At 69.4% G+C, this 18343-nt stretch carries 17 protein-coding genes and 1 tRNA gene; 6 read left to right on the top strand and 12 right to left on the bottom strand.

From position 1 onward, the window contains the following. The 3 genes from ADBZ5U_RS06895 to argS form a co-directional block, all read right to left on the bottom strand. Window positions 1-716 (bottom strand): homoserine dehydrogenase family protein (locus ADBZ5U_RS06895; RefSeq protein ID WP_526263743.1); only part of this gene is annotated, 716 nt, incomplete at its 3' end. Further along, a complete protein-coding gene (gene lysA / locus ADBZ5U_RS06890) occupies window positions 713-2044 on the bottom strand; it encodes a diaminopimelate decarboxylase (RefSeq protein ID WP_526263747.1) in 1332 nt (443 codons plus the stop codon). The genes ADBZ5U_RS06895 and lysA, both read right to left, overlap by 4 nt. A gap of 83 nt (window positions 2045-2127) precedes the next feature. Then, window positions 2128-3780 carry an arginine--tRNA ligase gene (argS, locus tag ADBZ5U_RS06885; protein ID WP_526263741.1) on the bottom strand — a complete coding sequence of 551 codons (1653 nt, stop codon included), beginning with the start codon at window positions 3778-3780 and terminating at the stop codon, window positions 2128-2130. Window positions 3781-3832: 52 nt separating this feature from the next. Between argS and ADBZ5U_RS06880 the strand changes: the two genes are divergently transcribed. Both ADBZ5U_RS06880 and ADBZ5U_RS06875 read left to right on the top strand, forming a co-directional pair. Further along, window positions 3833-3905, top strand: a tRNA-Arg gene (locus tag ADBZ5U_RS06880). A 23-nt stretch (window positions 3906-3928) separates the two neighbouring features. Continuing rightward, window positions 3929-4348 carry a hypothetical protein gene (locus tag ADBZ5U_RS06875; protein WP_526263739.1) on the top strand — a complete coding sequence of 140 codons (420 nt, stop codon included), beginning with the start codon at window positions 3929-3931 and terminating at the stop codon, window positions 4346-4348. Here ADBZ5U_RS06875 and ADBZ5U_RS06870 read toward each other — a convergent pair. The 9 genes from ADBZ5U_RS06870 to ADBZ5U_RS06830 form a co-directional block, all read right to left on the bottom strand. Further along, window positions 4338-4985: a pyridoxamine 5'-phosphate oxidase family protein gene (locus tag ADBZ5U_RS06870; protein WP_526263737.1), complete on the bottom strand. Its 648-nt coding sequence runs from the start codon at window positions 4983-4985 to the stop codon at window positions 4338-4340. The genes ADBZ5U_RS06875 and ADBZ5U_RS06870 overlap by 11 nt on opposite strands. A 17-nt stretch (window positions 4986-5002) precedes the next feature. Next, window positions 5003-6163, bottom strand: a complete 1161-nt coding sequence (locus ADBZ5U_RS06865; RefSeq protein ID WP_526263735.1) for a lactate 2-monooxygenase — start codon at window positions 6161-6163, stop codon at window positions 5003-5005. Beyond that, on the bottom strand, window positions 6160-7062 hold the full coding sequence (locus tag ADBZ5U_RS06860; RefSeq protein ID WP_526263745.1) for an LLM class flavin-dependent oxidoreductase: 903 nt from the start codon (window positions 7060-7062) through the stop codon (window positions 6160-6162). Before ADBZ5U_RS06860 ends, ADBZ5U_RS06865 begins: the two co-directional genes overlap by 4 nt. Window positions 7063-7098: 36 nt before the next feature. After that, window positions 7099-7575 (bottom strand): Rrf2 family transcriptional regulator, encoded by a 477-nt coding sequence (locus tag ADBZ5U_RS06855; protein ID WP_526263733.1) that lies wholly within the window; start codon window positions 7573-7575, stop codon window positions 7099-7101. Window positions 7576-7600: 25 nt separating this feature from the next. Then, window positions 7601-8677, bottom strand: a complete 1077-nt coding sequence (locus ADBZ5U_RS06850) for a hypothetical protein (RefSeq protein WP_526263731.1) — start codon at window positions 8675-8677, stop codon at window positions 7601-7603. 202 nt (window positions 8678-8879) lie between these two features. Further along, window positions 8880-9608 carry a 3'(2'),5'-bisphosphate nucleotidase CysQ gene (locus tag ADBZ5U_RS06845; RefSeq protein WP_526263728.1) on the bottom strand — a complete coding sequence of 243 codons (729 nt, stop codon included), beginning with the start codon at window positions 9606-9608 and terminating at the stop codon, window positions 8880-8882. Continuing rightward, window positions 9605-11455, bottom strand: a complete 1851-nt coding sequence (gene cysN / locus ADBZ5U_RS06840) for a sulfate adenylyltransferase subunit CysN (RefSeq protein WP_526263726.1) — start codon at window positions 11453-11455, stop codon at window positions 9605-9607. The genes ADBZ5U_RS06845 and cysN overlap by 4 nt, the downstream gene beginning before the upstream one ends. After that, complete coding sequence (cysD, locus tag ADBZ5U_RS06835) at window positions 11455-12384, bottom strand: sulfate adenylyltransferase subunit CysD (RefSeq protein ID WP_526263724.1); 930 nt, start codon at window positions 12382-12384, stop codon at window positions 11455-11457. The genes cysN and cysD overlap by 1 nt, the downstream gene beginning before the upstream one ends. Window positions 12385-12507: 123 nt before the next feature. Continuing rightward, window positions 12508-12999 (bottom strand): beta-class carbonic anhydrase, encoded by a 492-nt coding sequence (locus ADBZ5U_RS06830; protein ID WP_526263722.1) that lies wholly within the window; start codon window positions 12997-12999, stop codon window positions 12508-12510. A 127-nt stretch (window positions 13000-13126) separates the two neighbouring features. On the opposite strand from ADBZ5U_RS06830, the gene oppB reads away from it, so the two are divergent. The 4 genes from oppB to ADBZ5U_RS06810 all read left to right on the top strand — a co-directional run. Next, entirely contained in the window at window positions 13127-14104 is a 978-nt protein-coding gene (oppB, locus tag ADBZ5U_RS06825; protein WP_526263719.1) for an oligopeptide ABC transporter permease OppB, read from the top strand. Beyond that, window positions 14101-14994, top strand: coding sequence for an oligopeptide ABC transporter permease OppC (gene oppC / locus ADBZ5U_RS06820; protein ID WP_526263717.1), 894 nt, complete (start codon window positions 14101-14103; stop codon window positions 14992-14994). Before oppB ends, oppC begins: the two co-directional genes overlap by 4 nt. After that, the gene (gene oppD / locus ADBZ5U_RS06815) at window positions 14991-16826 is read left to right on the top strand and encodes an oligopeptide ABC transporter ATP-binding protein OppD (protein WP_526263715.1); all 1836 of its coding nucleotides are present in this window, start codon (window positions 14991-14993) and stop codon (window positions 16824-16826) included. Before oppC ends, oppD begins: the two co-directional genes overlap by 4 nt. An 88-nt stretch (window positions 16827-16914) precedes the next feature. Beyond that, window positions 16915-18343: ABC transporter family substrate-binding protein (locus ADBZ5U_RS06810; RefSeq protein WP_526263713.1), on the top strand; the 1429-nt coding region annotated here is incomplete at its 3' end.

Below are 18343 nucleotides of genomic sequence, written 5' to 3'. Positions count from 1 at the left end.
TCGGCGGGTGAGACCTTGGTGATGCCCTCCCGGTAGACGTCGTCGGCGGTGACCCTGGTGTGGAACGCGATCGAGGCCAGGATCGCCGCCTTGGCCGCCGCGTCGTAACCCTCGACGTCGGCGGTCGGGTCGGCCTCGGCGTAGCCCAGCGCGCTGGCGTCGGCCAGCGCTGCGTCGTAATCGGCTCCGGTGGAGGCCATTTCGGACAGGATGTAGTTGGTGGTGCCGTTGACGATGCCGGCCACCCGCAGCACGGTGTCACCCGCCAGCGACTGGGTGAGCGGGCGGATCACCGGGATGGCGCCGGCGACCGCCGCCTCGAAGTACAGGTCCACCCGGGCCCGTTCGGCGGCTTCGGCGAGTTCACCGGTGGACTGCGCCAGCAGGGCCTTGTTCGCCGTGACCACCGACTTGCCGTGCTCGAGGGCGGTCAGGATGGCCTTGCGGGCCGGTTCGACCGGCCCCATCAACTCCACGACGATGTCGACGTCCGCGCGCGACACCAGGTCCTCGACGTTGTCGGTGAGCAGGTCGACCGGCACGCCGCGGTCGGCGGCGACCCGGCGCACCGCCACACCGCGCAACTCCAGGGGCGCACCGACGCGGGCGGCCAGGTCCGGCGCACTCGCACCGAGGATCCGGACCACCTCGCGCCCGACGTTGCCCAGGCCCAGCACCGCGACGCCGATCGGTTTCTCCGCACTCGTGTTGGTCACCGCACCTCCAGACTGAGCAGATCGTCCACCGTCTCCCGGCGCAGGACCAGCCGCGCCTCGCCGTCGCGCACCGCGACCACGGCGGGTCGGCCCACCAGGTTGTACCGACTGGACATCGAATAGCAGTACGCCCCGGTCGCGGCCACCCCCAGCAGGTCACCGGGGCTCACGTCGTCGGGCACCCAGGCGTCGCGGACCACGATGTCCCCGCTCTCGCAGTGCTTGCCGACGATGCGGGCCAGCACCGGCGGCGCCGAACTGGACCGCGAGACCAACCGGATGTCGTAGTTCGCGCCGTACAGCGACGTGCGGATGTTGTCACTCATCCCGCCGTCGACGCTGATGTAGCGGCGGTGCGCGGTGCCGCTGACCGCGACGTCCTTGACGGTACCGACCTCGTAGAGCGTGACGGTTCCGGGACCGGCGATCGCCCGGCCGGGCTCGACGACGAGCCTGGGGGCGGGCAGGCCGACCGCCGCCGACTCCGATTTCACGATGGCCGCCAGCTTGGCGGCCAGATCCTCCACCGGCGGCGGATCGTCCTGCGGCACATAGGAGATGCCCAGTCCCCCGCCGAGGTCAACGGTGGCGATCTGGGCGGTCCGGTCCACGCCGAACTCGGCGACGATGTCGCGCAGCAGTCCGATGATCCGGTGCGCGGCGAGTTCGAAACCGTCCACGTCGAAGATCTGTGAACCGATGTGGCTGTGCAGGCCCACCAGTCGCAGGTTGCCGGCCGCGAACACCTTGCGCACCGCCTCCATCGCCGCACCCCCGGCCAGTGACAGGCCGAACTTCTGGTCCTCGTGTGCGGTGGCGATGAACTCGTGGGTGTGCGCCTCCACACCGACGGTGACCCGGACCATGACGTTCTGCACCACGCCGGCCTCACCGGCGACGGCGTCGAGCCGGTCGATCTCGGTCATCGAGTCCAGCACGACATAGCCGATGCCCGCGTTGACCGCCGCGGTCAATTCGTCGACCGATTTGTTGTTGCCGTGCAGGGCGATCCGCTCGGCCGGGAAGTCGGCGTGCAGGGCGACGGCCAGCTCTCCGCCGCTGGCGACGTCGAGGGACAGCCCCTCCTCGGCGACCCAGCGGGCGATCTCGCCGCACAGGAAGGCCTTGGCCGCGTAGTGCACGTTGCACCCTCCGCCGAACGCCCCGGCCATCTCGCGGCAGCGGGTCCGGAAGTCGTCTTCGTCGACGACGAACAGCGGGGTTCCGTAAAGCCCGGCCAGTTCGGTGACGGCGACGCCGGCTATCCGGGCCCGGCCGTCGGCGCCGCGAACGGTGTTGCGGGGCCACACATTCGGCGCCAGCGTCATCACGTCGGCGGCGGTCTGCGGCCGGGGCGGGGCGTCGCCGTGCTGGATCTCCTCGGCATGGCGGGGCCCGGCGGGATGGACGTTCACATCCGCTCCGGGGCGCTCACGCCGAGGATGCCCAGGCCGTTGGCGATCACCTGGCGGGTGGCCTCGCACAGGGCCAGTCGCGCCCGGTGCAGGTCGCCGGGCGCCTCGTCGCCCTGGGGCAGCACCCGGTGAGAGTCGTAGAACCGGTGGTAGTCACCGGCCAGGTCCTCCAGATAGCGGCACACCCGGTGCGGTTCGCGCAGCGAGGCCGCCACCTGCAGCACCCGGGGGAACTCGCCGAGGTTGCGGATCAGGGCGCCCTCTTTGTCGTGGCCGAGCAGATCGAGGTGGGCGGTGTCGGGTCGCACACCGAGGTCGGCGGCGTTGCGGGCCAGCGCGCACAGCCGGGCGTGCGCGTATTGCACGTAGTACACCGGGTTCTCGTTGGAAGCCGAGGACCACAGTTGCAGGTCGATGTCGATCGGTGAGTCCACCGACGAGCGGGTCAGCGAATAACGGGCGGCGTCGACTCCGATGGCCTCGACCAGGTCGTCGAGGGTGATCACGGTGCCGGCCCGCTTGCTCATCCGCACCGGTTGGCCGTCGCGGACCAGGTTGACCATCTGGCCGATCAGCACCTCGACGATGTCGGGGTCGTCGCCGAGGGCGGCAGCGGCGGCCTTCAGTCGGGCGATGTACCCGTGATGGTCGGCGCCGAGCATGTAGATGCACAGGTCGAATCCGCGCTGCCGCTTGTCGAGGTAGTAGGCGAGATCTCCGGCGATGTAGGCGGGCTGCCCGTCGCTTTTGATGACGACACGGTCCTTGTCGTCACCGAACTCGGTGGTGCGCAACCAGGTTGCGCCGTCCTTCTCATAGATCGCGCCGTTGGCCCGCAACTTGGCGATGGCCTGATCGACCCGGCCGCTGGTGTGCATCGAGTCTTCGTGGGTGTAGACGTCGAAGTCGGTGCCGAACTCGTGCAGCGAGGTCTTGATGTGGTCGAACATCAGATCCACGCCGATGGCTCGGAAGGTCTCCCGGCACTCGCTGTCCGGCAGGCTCAGCGCGTCGGGGGCTTTGGCGAGGACATCGGCGGCGATATCGCCGATGTAGGCCCCGGCGTAGCCGTCCTCGGGGGTGGGTTCGCCCCTGGCCGCGGCGATCAGCGAGGTGACGAACCGGTCGATCTGGGCGCCGTGGTCGTTGAAGTAGTACTCGCGCACCACCGCGCCGCCCTGCGTGCTCAACAACCGCCCCAGGGCGTCGCCGACGGCGGCCCACCGGGTGCCGCCGATGTGGATCGGGCCGGTGGGATTGGCCGAGACGAACTCGAGGTTGATCGAGCGGCCGGCCAGCAGGTCGGAGTGGCCGTAGCCGGCGCCGGCGGTCAGCACGTCGGTGACGATCACGGCCTGGGCGGAGGTCTCGATGCGCAGGTTGACGAAGCCCGGTCCGGCGACCTCGGCCGAGGCGATCCCGTCGGCGGCGGCAAGTGCGGCGGCCAGCCACCCGGCCAGTTCCCGCGGGTTGGCGCCGGCCTTCTTGGCCACCTGGAGGGCGACATTGGTCGCGTAGTCGCCGTGCTCGGGATTGCGGGGACGCTCGACGTTGACCTCGGCCGGCAATGCGCCGGTATCCAGGCCGTGCTCGGCCAGCACCGTCGCGGCGGTGCGGTGCAGCAGCTCGGCGAGGTCGGCGGGGGTCACGGGGGATCATCCTATGCGTTAGGCTGTGTCAGCCCGATGGCGCAGCATGTGCGCCCCCGTAGCTCAGGGGATAGAGCGTCTGCCTCCGGAGCAGAAGGCCGCAGGTTCGAATCCTGCCGGGGGCACTCTCGTGATCTAGGTTCGGGTTGTGCGCTCACCGATTTCCCTCGCCGCCGCCGGGGTGCTGCTGTTGGCCGGCGCCTGCCCGGCGGCGGCGGCTCCCGGGTTGATGAGCGGCGAGTACCAGGTCCGGGTCGACGACTCCGATTACGGCGTGTGGGACTTCGCCCCGGACTGCGCCGTCCCCGCCGACGGCTGCACCGCGGGGGTCACCGCCCGCCCCAAGGGGTGGACCGCGGTGGCGACCCTGTCGGGGGGACGGTGGAGCCTGTCCCGGACCTCGGAGAAGATGTTCGGCTGCAGGGACGGAAGCTCCTCCCCCGGCGAGCTCCGCGCGAATTGGGATGCCGGCACGCTGAGCGGTTCGCTGCTGCTCGTGCCCGACGGAAAGCGCTGCGGGGGTTCGTCCGCGACGCTGCGGGGGGCCCTGAGACTCGTCAGGACCTGAGGGTCATCGACCGCACCGACTCCGGCAGCGGCACGGACGGGTCGCAGTCCGGGGCGCGCAGCGCGGCGCCGTAGGTCGTCCCGATCGGCACCACCCCGGCCCACCCGCCTGCGGCGACGTCCTCGTCAGCATCCTCCGGCCACCCGTCACTGATCTTGAGCGACCAGTTTTCGGTGCCGATCGGAAGACTCAGCACCAGGGTGGCAGCCAGTTCGCGGCCGGTACTGGCCCTCAGTTCCGTTGACCGGCCGGGAATGAAGCTGTCCACCAACCCGTCGAGGTAGACGGTCTTCGCCTCCTCGGGCACGGCGGAGAACCGGCCGAACAGTACTGCGCTGCGATAACGAAAGGAGGACTCGAAACCACTGCGCGCCACCATAATTCCGTCGACGACCGTCACGCACACCGACACCGGCGCACCGCCGGCGACCTCGCGCAACCACGGCGATCCGGTGGATCCGTGGATCACCAGTTCGTCCTCGATCCGGGCCGCGGCGATCGGCAACGCAACCGGATGGCCATCCCGGATGAACGCGACGGTGACCAGTGGCGTGCTGTCCAGCACGGCATCAAGTTGGGCACGTTGGGAACTCTGCTTTTCCCGCAGGCGCGTTACGGCGGTGGATGGTTGCGACATGGACCCAGCGTTCCACGTCACCCGACGCGGCGCAGTGCCGCCGGAGTCAGGTCTTTGAGGGCGGGATAGCCGTCGACGGCCATGATCAGATCCGCCTCGGCCAGAATCGAGCGCAGCACGTGCACGATGCCCTCGGTCCCGGCCAGCGCCGCGCCGTAGGCGTAGGGCCGCCCGATGCCGACCGCGGTGGCGCCCAATGCCAGCGCCTTGACCACGTCCGCCCCGGACCGCACCCCGGAGTCGAACAGCACCGGGACCTCACCACTGGCCGCGACCACCTCGGGCAGGCAGTCGAGGGCCGGCAGCCCGCCGTTGGCCTGCCGGCCACCGTGGTTGGAGCAGTAGATGCCGTCCATCCCGGCGTCGACGGCCCGGCGGGCGTCGTCGGGGTGGCAGATTCCCTTGAGGATCAGCGGCAGCGAGGTGATCGACCGCAGCCACCCGAGGTCGTTCCAGGTCAGGGAGTTTCCGAAGATGCTCACCCAGTGCATGACGGCACTGCGCGGGTCGGCGTCGACATCGCCCTGCACCCTGGCCCGGAAATGCGGGTCGCTGATGTAGTTGGCCAGGCACAGCCCGCGCAGTTGCGGGAAGTTGGCCGTGGAGAGGTCACGCGGCCGCCAACCGGGAATCCAGGTGTCCAGGGTCACCACGATTCCGGTGTAGCCGGCGGCTTCGGCGCGGTGGACCAGACTTTCGGCGAGATCACGGTCGGTGGGCGTGTAGAGCTGGAAAAGCCCTGGGGTGTCACCGAATTCGGCGGCGACGTCCTCCAGGGGATCCATCGTCAGAGTGGACACGCACATCGGCACGCCGGTGCGGGCGGCCGCGCGGGCCGCGGCCAGGTCGCCGTGCTGATCCCGGGTGCACAGCCCGATGACCCCGACGGGCGCCATGAAGACCGGCGAGGGCCAGCGCCGCCCCCACAGCTCGACGGACAGGTCACGTTCGGTGGCGCCGACCAGCATCCGCGGCACCAGCCCCCAGCGGTGGAAGGCGGTGGCGTTGGAACGCTGCGTCGACTCGTCGCCGGCGCCGCCGGCCACGTAGGACCAGATCGACGGCGGCAGCGCCTGTTCGGCTCGGGCCTCGAGTTCGCCGAAGGCCATCGGCAGCGTCGGCAGCACCCCGGTCAGACCCTGAAGATAGATCTCCAGCTGGTAGTCGCCGAAGCTCATCGGACCGGGCCCGTCCGCGAACGGAAGTCGGCGGCGACGTCGGCCGCGCGACGCAGCTGGTCGAGGTCCGAACTGGTCGGGATGAGATGGACCTCGCTGGTTCCGATGGCGGCGAATGCGCGCAGCACCCCGGCGAGTTGGTCCTCGGTTCCGGCCCAACCCGTCAGGGGCGCCATGGCGTCGACGATCCCGGCGGGGATCCAGTTCATGTAGTGCCGCAGATGACGGTGGATCTGGGCCCGTGCCGCATCGGGTGGGCCGAAGGCGAACCAGAACGAGGTGGCCAGGTGAGGTGCCGGCTTGCCGGCCTCCGCCCATGCGGCGCGGCCCACTTCGAAGAGCCGATCCTGTTCGGCGACATCGAGATTCAGCGTGATGCCGGCCAGGCCGTCGGCCCACTGCGCGGCGCTGCGCAGGGTCCTGGGCCCGACGGTGCCGACGAGCAGCCTCGGTCCGTTGCGCTGGACGGGCCGGGGACCGACCGGCACCACGGAATCGGTGATCCTCTCCCCGTCCCAGACCTTCCTCATGATCGCGACCCGGTCGGCCATCCCGCGGATGGTCTGGGTGGTCGGGTCCGCCCCGACCGCCAGGTAGTCCTCGCGTCTGCCGCCGACACCGACGCCGACCGTGAGGCGGCCGCCGCTGAGCATGTCGCCGGTGGCGAGCGACTTCGCCAGCAGCACCGGATCGTGTAACTGCGGGACCACCACCGTGGTGACCAGCGGCACCCGGTCGGTCCAGGCCGCGAGCGCACCGAGCAGGGTCAGCGCCTCCGGGTTGTCGAACGCGATGCGCTCACCCCAGCAAAGCGAGGAGAAGGGACCCTCGTCGACCGACCTCGCCCACTTCCGCAGCAGGACGCCGTCCAGACCCGGTTCCATCACCGGCAGGGTCATGCCAATGCGCACAAGCGCGATTCTGGCACGCGCCGATCAGTTGCCGCGCCGCCCGCGCCGGTCCTCCTGGGCGATGTAGTCGCGCGCCATCCGGCTGACGTGCTCCGGAAGCGAACCGGCGGCCACGTCGGCCAAGCTGGTCTCCTCCAGCACCGAGCGCATACTGGCGCGCAACGCCCGCCACACGTCGGTCAGCGCGACGGTCGGACCCGAGTAGGGCAGATCGCCGAGTCCGATGTCGCGCACGCTCGCCAACGGCCCGTCGATGCAGCGGAGGACGTCGGCGAGGCTGATCTGCTCGGCCGGACGGGCCAGTGCGTAGCCGCCGTCACGACCGCGGTGGCTGCGCACCAGGTGATCGGCGCGCAGATCCGAGAGGATGTCGGCGAGGAACTGGCCGGGGATGCCCTGGGCCTTGGCGAGGTCGTCGGTTTTGACGACGGCGTCGGGGGGAACGGAGGCCAGGTACGCCATGGCGCGCACGGCGTACTCCGCCTTGGCCGACATCCGCATTCCGCGGATTCTGCCAGGTGGCTCGCTATTCGCGGGTGCGCTCGGCGTGCGCCTTGGTCGCGCGGCCGATGGTCGCCCGGGCGGCGTCGGCGATGCCCGAGACCGTCGGCCGGTCGGACCGGGCGACACCGGCTTCGCCCACCCCGCCCGGCCCGGGGAGGGGGCGGTCGGATGCGATCGTTTCCGGGACGACGGAGTCCACGCCGGCGACGGTGGGCAGCGATGACAGTGCGCGTGCCCGATTCGGCCGGTCTTGCCTGTTCACCACGGCGTCTTCGCCCGCCGGGGGTCCGGCGGCGGCCAACGGGCCGGGCCCGGCGTCCGCCGGGTCGATCATCGGCGTCCGCGGCACCTGCCGACTCGGCAGCACGGCGAGGTCGGTGAACGACGGGACGGGCAGATCGGGCAGATCGGGCAGATACTGCTTGACGGCATCGCCGACGACGCCACCGAGCAGAGGCCGCGAGAGCGAGGACACCGCGGAATCCACCGTTTCCCGGGCTGACTGGAGTTCGCTGTCGACCAGGCCGCGCAGGGTTTCCATGACCGGGCCTTCGGCGGAGGCCAACGCGGCGCCGGCGACGAAGGCGGCGGCGACGACACCGGCGTCGGCGGCGTCGCCGGTGTCGGCGATGATCGCCGTGAGGGCCTGTTCCACCACCGGACGCAACTCCTGCGGGACCGGCCCGAACCGCGCGGGCACGGGCGGCGTGGGCAGGACCCCCGGGTCCGGCGGCACGATGTAGGGATATGACGCGGCGGTCAGTTCGGGCACCTGCGATCCCGAAACGACGCTCGCCCCGGCGATGAAGGCCCGCATCACCGCGCTTTTTCCGAGGTCGGCGGCATCGGCGACCCACTCGCCGACGAGGTCTCTGAGGATCGCCAGGGGGTTGATGGACCCGGCGGGTTCGGGGCCGACGGCCTTGATGAAGTCCTCGTCGAGCATGTCGACCGCCTGACCGCCGGCCTTGGAAATCCGGGCGTCGGCAGCCGTGATCCGGACGTCGGCGTGCGGTGCGGTCACCGGGTTGGCCACCACCACGACGGCGGCGCTGAGCGCCACTCCCGTGGTGAGGATCGGACCGAACGCGCCGGGCACCGAACACCGCCTCTCGCAAAGTCTGGTTGAAAACTCAATATTAGCTAAGAAATACATGAGATGAAAATCGCACCCGGGGCCGGCGGTGCGCACCTCAACAAAGGCCGAAGACGGGACACCCTCGGATACCTTGGGCAGAGTCCGGCCAAACCTGAGAAATCAATGGGCCTGTTCGGTGTCACCGAAGCGGGCCTGTCCGGTGTCACCGGAGCGCCGCAAGCACCGCCTCGGCGTGCTGCGGGCGGCAGACCACCAGATCGGGCAACAGCGGATCGGCCTGGTTGTAGCGCAACGGCGAGCCGTCGATGCGGCAGGTGTGCAGTCCTGCCGCCCGGGCCACCGCGACCGGGGCGGCCGAGTCCCACTCGTACTGCCCACCGGAGTGCACGTACACCTCGCCGCGGCCCTGAACCACCGCCGCGACCTTGGCGCCGGCGGACCCCATCTGGACCATCGTGCCGCCCAGTTGCTCGCAGACCCGGTGCGCCGCGGCGGGCGGTCTGGTCCGGGAGACCAGGATCCGAAGCGTCGGCGGAGGAGCGGGCAGAGCCGGGACGCCGGGGGTGGACAGCGTGACGCCCTGCGCGGGCAGCGCCACCGCCCCGGCGACCAGGTCGCCGGCCTCCCACAACGCCACATGCACGGCCCAGTCGTCGCGCCCGACTTCGGAGAACTCCCGTGTGCCGTCGAGCGGGTCGACGATCCAGACCCGCTCCGCGTTCCGCCGCGCCGGGTCGTCGGCGCCCTCCTCGGACAGCACCGCGTCCGACGGCCGGGCGTTGGCGAGTTCTCTGATCAGGAACTCGTGCGATCGCCGGTCGCCCTGGTCCTTACGCTCCGAGGCCGGTGCGTCGGCCAGTTCGGTGCGCACGTCCAGCAGCAGCCGGCCCGCCTCGGTCGCCAGCAGCGCGGCCAGTTCGTGATCGGTCACGCCGGCGATTCCAGCAGGTCTGCCACCTGCCGGGCAAGTTCGGCCGCGGTGTGATCGGGGGTCAGCCGCAGATCCGGATTCCTCGGACGCTGATAGGGGCTGTCGATTCCGGTGAAATGCGTGATCTCACCGCGCCGGGCCTTGGCGTAGAGGCCTTTGGGGTCACGCTGTTCGCAATCCTCCAACGGGGTGTCGACGAACACCTCGAAGAACCCGATGCCGGCCTCGCCGTGCACGGCGCGGGCCAGTTGGCGATGCTCACGCAACGGGCTGATGGCGGGAACCAGGACGGTCAGCCCGGCGTCGGCCATCAGCGTGGCGACATGGGCGAGCCGACGCAGGTTCTCGCCCCGGTCGGCCATCGAGAATCCGAGGTCGGCGTTGAGACCGTGGCGCAGGTTGTCGCCGTCGAGAATGTATGCCGGACAACCTCTTTCGAGCAGCAACCGCTCAACGATCACGGCGATCGACGACTTGCCCGAACCGGACAGGCCGGTGAACCAGACGGTGCGCCCCTTGGTCAGGCGGTCGGTCACCATGGACCGGTGCCTAACCGTGTTGGGTGAGGAGGTGCGCGCGGCAGCCGGGACGGTGTCGCGGACCATGCCCGCCGCCACGGTGACATTGGTCTCCGGATGGAGCAGGATGAACGACCCGGTGGCCGGGTTGCGGGTGTACTCGTCGAGCAGCAGTGGAACCGTGGTGCGCAGGCTGACCCGACCGAGTTCGTTGAGCTTCAGCGCCGTTGCGCTCTTGTCCCGGTGCAGCGAGTTGACGTCGAGCCGGTAGTCCAGCGCGGCGACGCGGGCACGGGTGGTGCGGGTGGTCTGCTTGATGATGTACTCCCGGCCCGGCTCCAGGGCCGCGTCATCGGCCATCCAGCACACCATCGCGTCGAACTCCCGGGTGGCATCGGGCTGGTTCTGCGGACGGGCCAGCATGTCGCCGCGGGAGACGTCGATGTCATCGGCCAGGCTGATGGCCACCGCCATCGGCGGAAACGCTTCTGCCACAGGACCGGTCGGCCCGTCGATGGCGGTGATCCGACTGCTCTTGCCGGCGGGCAGCACCACCACCTCGTCGCCGGTCCGGATGACGCCACTGGCGACCGTTCCCGCGTAGCTGCGATGGTCGGCGTGCTCGAGGGTCTGCGGCCGGATGACGTACTGCACCGGGAAACGGACGTCGACCAGGTTGCGGTCCCCGGCGATGTAGACGTCCTCCAGATGCCTCAGCAGCGGCGGGCCGTCGTACCACGGCGACGCCTGCGATTTCGTCACCACGTTGTCACCGAGCAGCGCCGACATCGGGATGGTGGTGACGTCGTGGACGTCCAGGCGGGCGGCGAAATCGTGGAACTCGTCGCGGATCGCGTTGAACCGCTCCTCATCCCAGTCGATGAGGTCCATCTTGTTGACCGCGAGCACCAGGTGCTGCACGCCCAGCAACGAGGCCAGGAAGGCGTGCCGGCGGGACTGCTCGAGCAGGCCGTGCCGGGCATCGACGAGAACGACGACCAGTTGGGCGGTCGATGCGCCGGTGACCATGTTGCGGGTGTACTGGATGTGGCCCGGGGTGTCGGCGATGATGAATTTCCGCTTGGCCGTGGCGAAGTAGCGGTAGGCCACGTCGATGGTGATGCCCTGCTCGCGCTCGGATCGCAACCCGTCGGTCACCAGCGCGAGGTCGGTGTAGTCGTTGCCGCGTTCCCGCGAGGTCCGCTCGACGGCGGCCAGTTGGTCCTCCATCACCGCCTTGGAGTCGTAGAGCAAGCGGCCGATGAGGGTGGACTTGCCGTCGTCGACCGAGCCGGCCGTGGCCAGGCGCAGCAGTGTGGCCTCCGGCATCAGAAGTAGCCCTCCCGCTTGCGATCCTCCATACCGGCTTCGGAGATCCGGTCGTCGGCACGGGTTGCGCCGCGTTCGGTGAGCCGCGACACCGCGGTCTCGTCGATCACCTCCTGCACCGACGCCGCGGTCGACTCCACACAGCCGGTGCAGGTGACGTCGCCGACGGTGCGGAACCGCACCGAGGTCTCGAACACCTCCTCGCCGTCCTCGGGCCGCATGAATTCGTGGACCGCGAGCAGCATGCCGTCGCGGCGGAACACCGGTCGGCGGTGCGCATAGTAGATCGGCGGCAACCGGATGTCTTCCGCGCCGATGTAGGCCCAGATGTCGTACTCGGTCCAGTTCGACAGCGGGAACACCCGGATGTGCTCACCTTTGCGGTGCCGGCCGTTGTAGAGGTTCCACAGTTCGGGGCGCTGCGCCTTGGGATCCCACTGGCCGAACTCGTCCCGGAAGCTGAACACCCGCTCCTTGGCCCGGGCCTTCTCCTCGTCGCGGCGGGCCCCGCCGAACGCGGCGTCGAAGCGGTTCTCCCGGATGGCGCGCAGCAGGGTGACGGTCTGCAACGGATTGCGGGAGGGACCGTTGTCCACCACCCGCCCGGCGTCGATGTCCTCCTGCACGCCGGCCACCACCAGTCGCAACCCGTGCCGCTCGACGAGTTCGTCGCGGGTGGCGATCACCTCGTCGAAGTTGTGGCCGGTGTCGACGTGCATCACCGGGAACGGCAACCGGGCCGGCGCGAAGGCCTTGATCGCCAGTTGGAGCATCACGATGGAGTCCTTGCCGCCGGAGAACAGCAGCACCGGCCGCTCGAACTCGGCGGCCACCTCGCGGATGATGTGAATGGCCTCGGCCTCCAGCGAGCGCAGGTGGCTCAGTTCGTAGTGCCCGGCCCGCGGCGGGGCGACCACGGAATTCGCCATGGATTCCTCGTAAAGTTGGTAGGTTTGGCCGAATTAACTAGACTCGACACCATTAACCCACCCGCCGAGGTGGCCTGTCAAAGTTCGCCCGGAATCGCTCCTTAAGTCGATCCGGGCGCGCGGCTACGGAGTGACTTCGCTCAGACGGCCGGTCGCGACGTCGAAGACGAAGCCGCGCGCCGAGGTGTGCAGGGTGACGAACGGGCTGGCCCCGATGCGGCGCAGCGACTGGCGGACGTCCTCCTCGACGTCCGGGAACGCCTCGGCCGCCCACTCCGGCTTGATGCCGGTGTCTTTCTGGATGTCACCCTTGAAGGCGTCGTCGGTGAAGGTGAGCATGCCGCAGTCGGTGTGGTGGATGAGGATGATCTCCCGGGTGCCCAGCAGGCGCTGACTGATGGCCAGCGAGCGGATCTCGTCGTCGGTCACCACCCCGCCGGCGTTGCGGATGACATGCGCCTCGCCCTCTTCGAGGCCGAGGATCCGGTAGACGTCCATCCGGGCGTCCATGCACGCCACCACCGCGACGTGCCTGCTCGGCGGCAGCGGCAGCGGGCCGGAGAAGGTCTTGGCGTATTCGGCGTTGTTCGCCAGGTACTCGTCGGTCACGCTCACGTCTGCCTCCTGTGGTGGATGTCGGTGGCGATGGTAGCGGCCGGTCGCCGGGGTGTCGCCGGTCAGGATCGCGCTGAGCGCAAGGACGATCTCCTACCCTGTGCTGATGCGGCGAGGGGCGTTCTGAGTGATCCGGTTCCTGGCGCGCCGGCTGCTCAACTACGTGGTGCTGCTGGCGCTGGCGTCGTTCCTGACCTTCGCGCTGACCTCCTACACCTTCACGCCGCTGAACAGCCTGCTGCAGCGCAACCCCCGCCCCCCGCAGGCGGTGATCGACGCCAAGGCCGCCGAACTGGACCTCGACAAGCCGATACCGCTGCGCTACGCGCACTGGGCGTCCGGTGCGGTGCGCGGGGACTTCGGCACGACGGTCAACGGCCAACCGGTCGCCGACGAACTGTGGCGGCGGATCGGGGTCAGCCTGCGCCTGTTGGTGATCGGCTCGGTGCTCGGCACGGTCATCGGCGTCGTGGTCGGCGCGTGGGGAGCAGTCCGGCAGTACCGGCTGTCGGACCGGGTGGTGACCGTGCTGTCGTTGCTGATCATCAGCACACCGACGTTCGTGCTGGCCAACCTGCTGATCCTGGGGGCGCTTCAGGTGAACTGGGCGACCGGCCTGCAGATCTTCGAATACACCGGGGAGACCTCACCGGTCCCGGTGAGCGGCCCGTGGAACCAGTTCGTCGACCGGGTTCAGCACCTGCTTCTGCCCACGATGACCCTGGCGCTGTTCTCGATCGCCGGCTACAGCCGCTACCAGCGCAACGCCATGCTCGACGTACTCGGCCAGGACTTCATCCGAACGGCCCGCGCCAAAGGCCTCACCCGCAGGCAGGCTCTGTTCAAGCACGGCCTGCGGACCGCGCTGATCCCGATGGCCACCCTGTTCGCCTACAGCGTCGCCGGTCTGGTCACGGGGGCGGTGTTCGTGGAGAAGATCTTCGGCTGGCACGGCATGGGCGAGTGGGTGGTGCAGGGCATCGCCACCCAGGACACCAACATCGTCGCGGCCATCACGGTCTTCTCCGGTGCGGTGGTGCTGCTGGCCGGCCTGCTGTCCGACGTGATCTACGCGATCCTCGACCCGCGGGTGCGGGTGACGTGACCGCAACCGCCGAGGAGTTCGTCTCCCGCCGAACGCTGGTGACCCGGCGCTTCCGGCGGAACAGGCTCGCGGTGGCATCGCTGGTGGTGCTGGTGGTGCTGTTCGTGGCCGCCTACGCGCTGCCGCCCCTGCTGCCCTACTCGCACACCGACATCGACTTCTACGAGTTGCAGACCCCGCCCAGCCCGAAGCACTGGTTCGGCACCAACGCGATCGGCCAGGACGTGCTGGCTCAGGTGCTGCGCGGCATGCAGAAGTCCATGCTGATCGGTCTCTGCGTGGCCGTCATCTCCGCGCTGATCGCCGCCACCGTCGGCTCGATCGCCGGCTACTTCGGCGGCTGGCGCGACCGGGCGCTGATGTGGTTCGTGGACCTCCTGCTGGTGGTGCCCAGCTTCATCCTGATCGCGATCATCAGCCCGCGCACCAAGAACTCGGCCAACATCGCGCTGCTGATCGTGCTGCTCGCGGCGTTCAGTTGGATGGTCAGTTCCCGCATGGTGCGCGGTCTGACCATGAGCCTTCGGGAACGCGAATACGTCCGGGCCGCCCGCTACATGGGGGTGCCGAGCAGGCGGGTCATCGCCCGCCACATCCTGCCCAACGTCGCCTCGATCCTGATCATCGACACCGCCCTCAACGTCGGCGCGGCGATCCTGGCCGAAACCGGTCTGAGTTTCCTGGGGTTCGGCGTGCAACCCCCCGACGTGTCCCTGGGCACCCTGATCGCCGACGGGACCAAGTCGGCCACCACCTTCCCGTGGGTCTTCCTCTTCCCGGCCGGGGTGCTGGTGCTGATCATCCTGTGCGCCAACCTGATCGGCGACGGCCTGCGTGACGCACTCGACCCCGGGAGTGCGAACCTGCAGAGGCGGAAGCCCAAGCGATGAGCCTGCTCTCGGTCAGAGATCTCTCGGTGAGCTTCCCCACCGATGACGGGGAACTCAACGCCGTGCGCGGGCTGAGCTACGACATCGCCCCGCGCGAGGTGGTCGCGATGGTCGGCGAGTCCGGATCGGGCAAGTCCGCGGCGGCGATGGCGGTCATCGGCCTGCTGCCCGAGTACGCGAGGGTGTCCGGGTCGGCGGTCATGGACGGCCGGGAACTGCTCGGCATGCCCGACGACGAGATGTCGAAGATCCGCGGCCGGCGGATCGGCACGGTGTTCCAGGACCCGATGTCGGCGCTGACCCCGGTCTACACCGTCGGCGACCAGATCGCCGAGGCCATCCGCGTGCACAATCCCGACGTCGGCCGGGCCGAGGCCGGCAAGCGGGCCGTCGGGCTGCTCGATCTGGTGGGCATCGCCCAGCCCGAGCGGCGCGCGCGGGCCTTCCCGCACGAATTGTCCGGCGGTGAGCGGCAGCGCGTGGTGATCGCCATCGCCATCTCGTGCGACCCGGACCTGATCATCTGCGACGAGCCGACCACCGCACTGGACGTCACGGTGCAGGCCCAGATCCTCGAGGTGCTCAAGACCGCCCGCGACGTCACCGGGGCCGGCGTGCTGATCATCACCCACGACCTCGGGGTGGTCGCCGAGTTCGCCGACCGGGCGCTGGTCATGTACGCCGGCCGCTCGGTCGAGGCGGCTCCGGTGCCCCGGTTGTACGCCGACCGCCGGATGCCCTACACCGCAGGACTGTTGGGGTCGGTCCCCCGGCTGGACGCCCCCCGCGGACTGCGGCTGGTGCCGATCCCCGGAGCGCCGCCGTCACTGGTGGCGCTCCCGCCGGGATGCCCGTTCGCCCCGCGCTGCCCGCTGGCCGTCGACGACTGCCGAGCCGCCGAACCGGATCTTTCCAGCGTGGGTCCCGGGCACGCGGCGGCCTGTATCCGCACCGACCGGGTGGCCGGGCGCAGCGCCGCCGAGATCTACGGCGTGGCAACGGAACCGGCGGACATCGATGACGGCGGACCAACCGAGGTGGTGGTCCGGGTGCGGGATCTGTCCCGCACCTACCGGCTGACCAAGGGCGTGGTGTTCCGGCGCCAGATCGGCGAGGTTCGTGCCGTCGACCGGGTCAGCTTCGAGTTGCAGCGCGGTCGCACCCTGGGCATCGTCGGCGAGTCGGGGTCGGGCAAGTCCACCACCCTGCACGAGATCCTGGAGCTGACCGCGCCGCAGTCCGGTTCGATCGAGGTGCTGGGCAGCGACGTCGCCACCCTGACCCCGCAACGCCGCCGGGAGTTGCGCCGCGACGTGCAGGTCGTCTTCCAGGATCCGGTGGCCTCGCTGGATCCGCGGATGCCGGTGTTCGACATCCTCGCCGAACCGCTGAGCGCCAACGGTTTCGGCAAGGCGGCGACCGACCGGCGGGTGGCCGAGTTGCTGGACGTCGTCGGCTTACGCCGCACCGACGCCAGCCGCTATCCCGGTGAGTTCTCCGGCGGGCAGAAACAGCGCATCGGCATCGCCCGCGCCCTGGCGTTGCAGCCCAAGATCCTCGCGTTGGACGAACCGGTCTCGGCGCTGGACGTCTCGATCCAGGCCGGCATCATCAACCTGCTGCTGGATCTGCAGCGCGACTTCGACCTGTCCTACCTGTTCGTCTCCCACGACCTCTCGGTGGTCAAGCACCTGGCCCACCGGGTCGCGGTGATGTACCGGGGTGCGATCGTGGAGTACGGCGACAGCGAACAGGTCTTCGGCCACCCCGGCCACGAGTACACCCGGCGGTTGCTGGCCGCGATCCCCCAACCCGATCCCTCCCGAAGTTAAGGTGGGGGCCGTGACCCTTCGGCGAGCAGACACAAACTCCCCCCAAACACGGCGTGTCGCGGCGACTTTACGTCTGCTCGCGGTGGGAATGACGGCGATTCTGGTGGGGGCCGGCTGCGCCGCACCCCCGCGCGACACCGAGTCCGCCGGCGGCAACGCCGAACTGGGCAAGAGCAGCGACATCAACCCGCAGGACCCCGCCGGCCTCAAACAGGGCGGCAACCTGAGGCTGGCGATCGGCGCGCTGCCGTCGAACTTCAACACCCTCAACATCGACGGCAACGAAGCCGACAACGGCTCCATGCAGCGGCCCACCATGCCGCGGTCGTTCAGCATCGCCCCGGACGGGTCGATGACGGTCAACACCGACTACTTCACCTCGGTGGAGTTGACCAAGACCGACCCGCAGGTGGTGACCTACACCATCAACCCGAAGGCCACCTGGTCCGACGGCGCGCCGATCACCTGGGAGGACATCGCCGCCCAGATCAAGGCGACCAGCGGCAAGGACAAGGCTTTCGCGATCGCCTCGCCCAACGGCTCCGACCGGGTGGCGTCGGTGACTCGCGGGGTGGACGACCGGCAGGCCGTGGTGACCTTCGCCCAGCACTATCCGGAGTGGCGCGGCATGTTCGCCGGCAACACCATGCTGCTGCCCAAGAGCATGACCGCCGACCCGGACGTGTTCAACAAGGGACAACTGGACAAGCCCGGCCCGTCGGCGGGTCCGTTCATGGTCTCCGCGGTGGACCGCACCGCCCAGCGGGTGACGCTGACCCGCAACCCGAAATGGTGGGGAACCCCGCCACTGCTGGAGTCCATCACCTTCCTCGCCCTCGACGACGCCGCCCGGATCCCGGCGCTGCAGAACAACACCATCGACGCGACCGGCATCTCCTCGCTGGACGAACTCAAGACCGCCCAGGGCACCCAGGGCATCGGGATCCGGCGGGCGCCGGGGCCGAGTTGGTATCACCTGACCTTCAACGGCGCCCCGGGAGCGATCCTGTCCGACAAGGCGCTGCGCCAGGCGGTGGCCAAAGGCATCGACCGGCAGGCCATCGTCAACGTCGCCCAGCGCGGACTGGTGGAGAAGCCCACGCCACTGGGCAACCACATCTTCGTCGCCGGCCAGGAGGGCTATCAGGACAACAGCGCCGTGGTGGCCTACGACCCGGAGAAGGCCAAGGCCGAACTCGATGCGCTGGGCTGGAAGCTCAACGGCCAGTTCCGCGAGAAGGACGGGAGGCAACTGGTGATCCGCGACGTGCTCTACGACTCCCAGAGCGGGCGGCAGGTGGCGCAGGTGGCGCAGAACAACCTGGCCCAGATCGGGGTGAAGCTGGAGTTGGACGTCAAGCCGGCCAACGGCTTCTTCACCAACTACGTCAACGTCGGCGACTTCGACATCACCCAGTTCTCCTGGGTGGGTGACGCTTTCGCGCTGTGCTGCCTCAACCAGATCTTCACCACCGGGGCCGAAAGCAACTTCGGCAAGATCTCCTCACCCCAGATCG

Origin of the sequence: Mycobacterium sp. (assembly GCF_040398885.1) — a bacterium.
In the GTDB taxonomy this organism is placed as follows: domain Bacteria; phylum Actinomycetota; class Actinomycetes; order Mycobacteriales; family Mycobacteriaceae; genus Mycobacterium.
The sequence above is the reverse complement of the archived record's forward strand: the minus strand, read 5'-3'. Positions and strand labels throughout refer to the sequence as shown.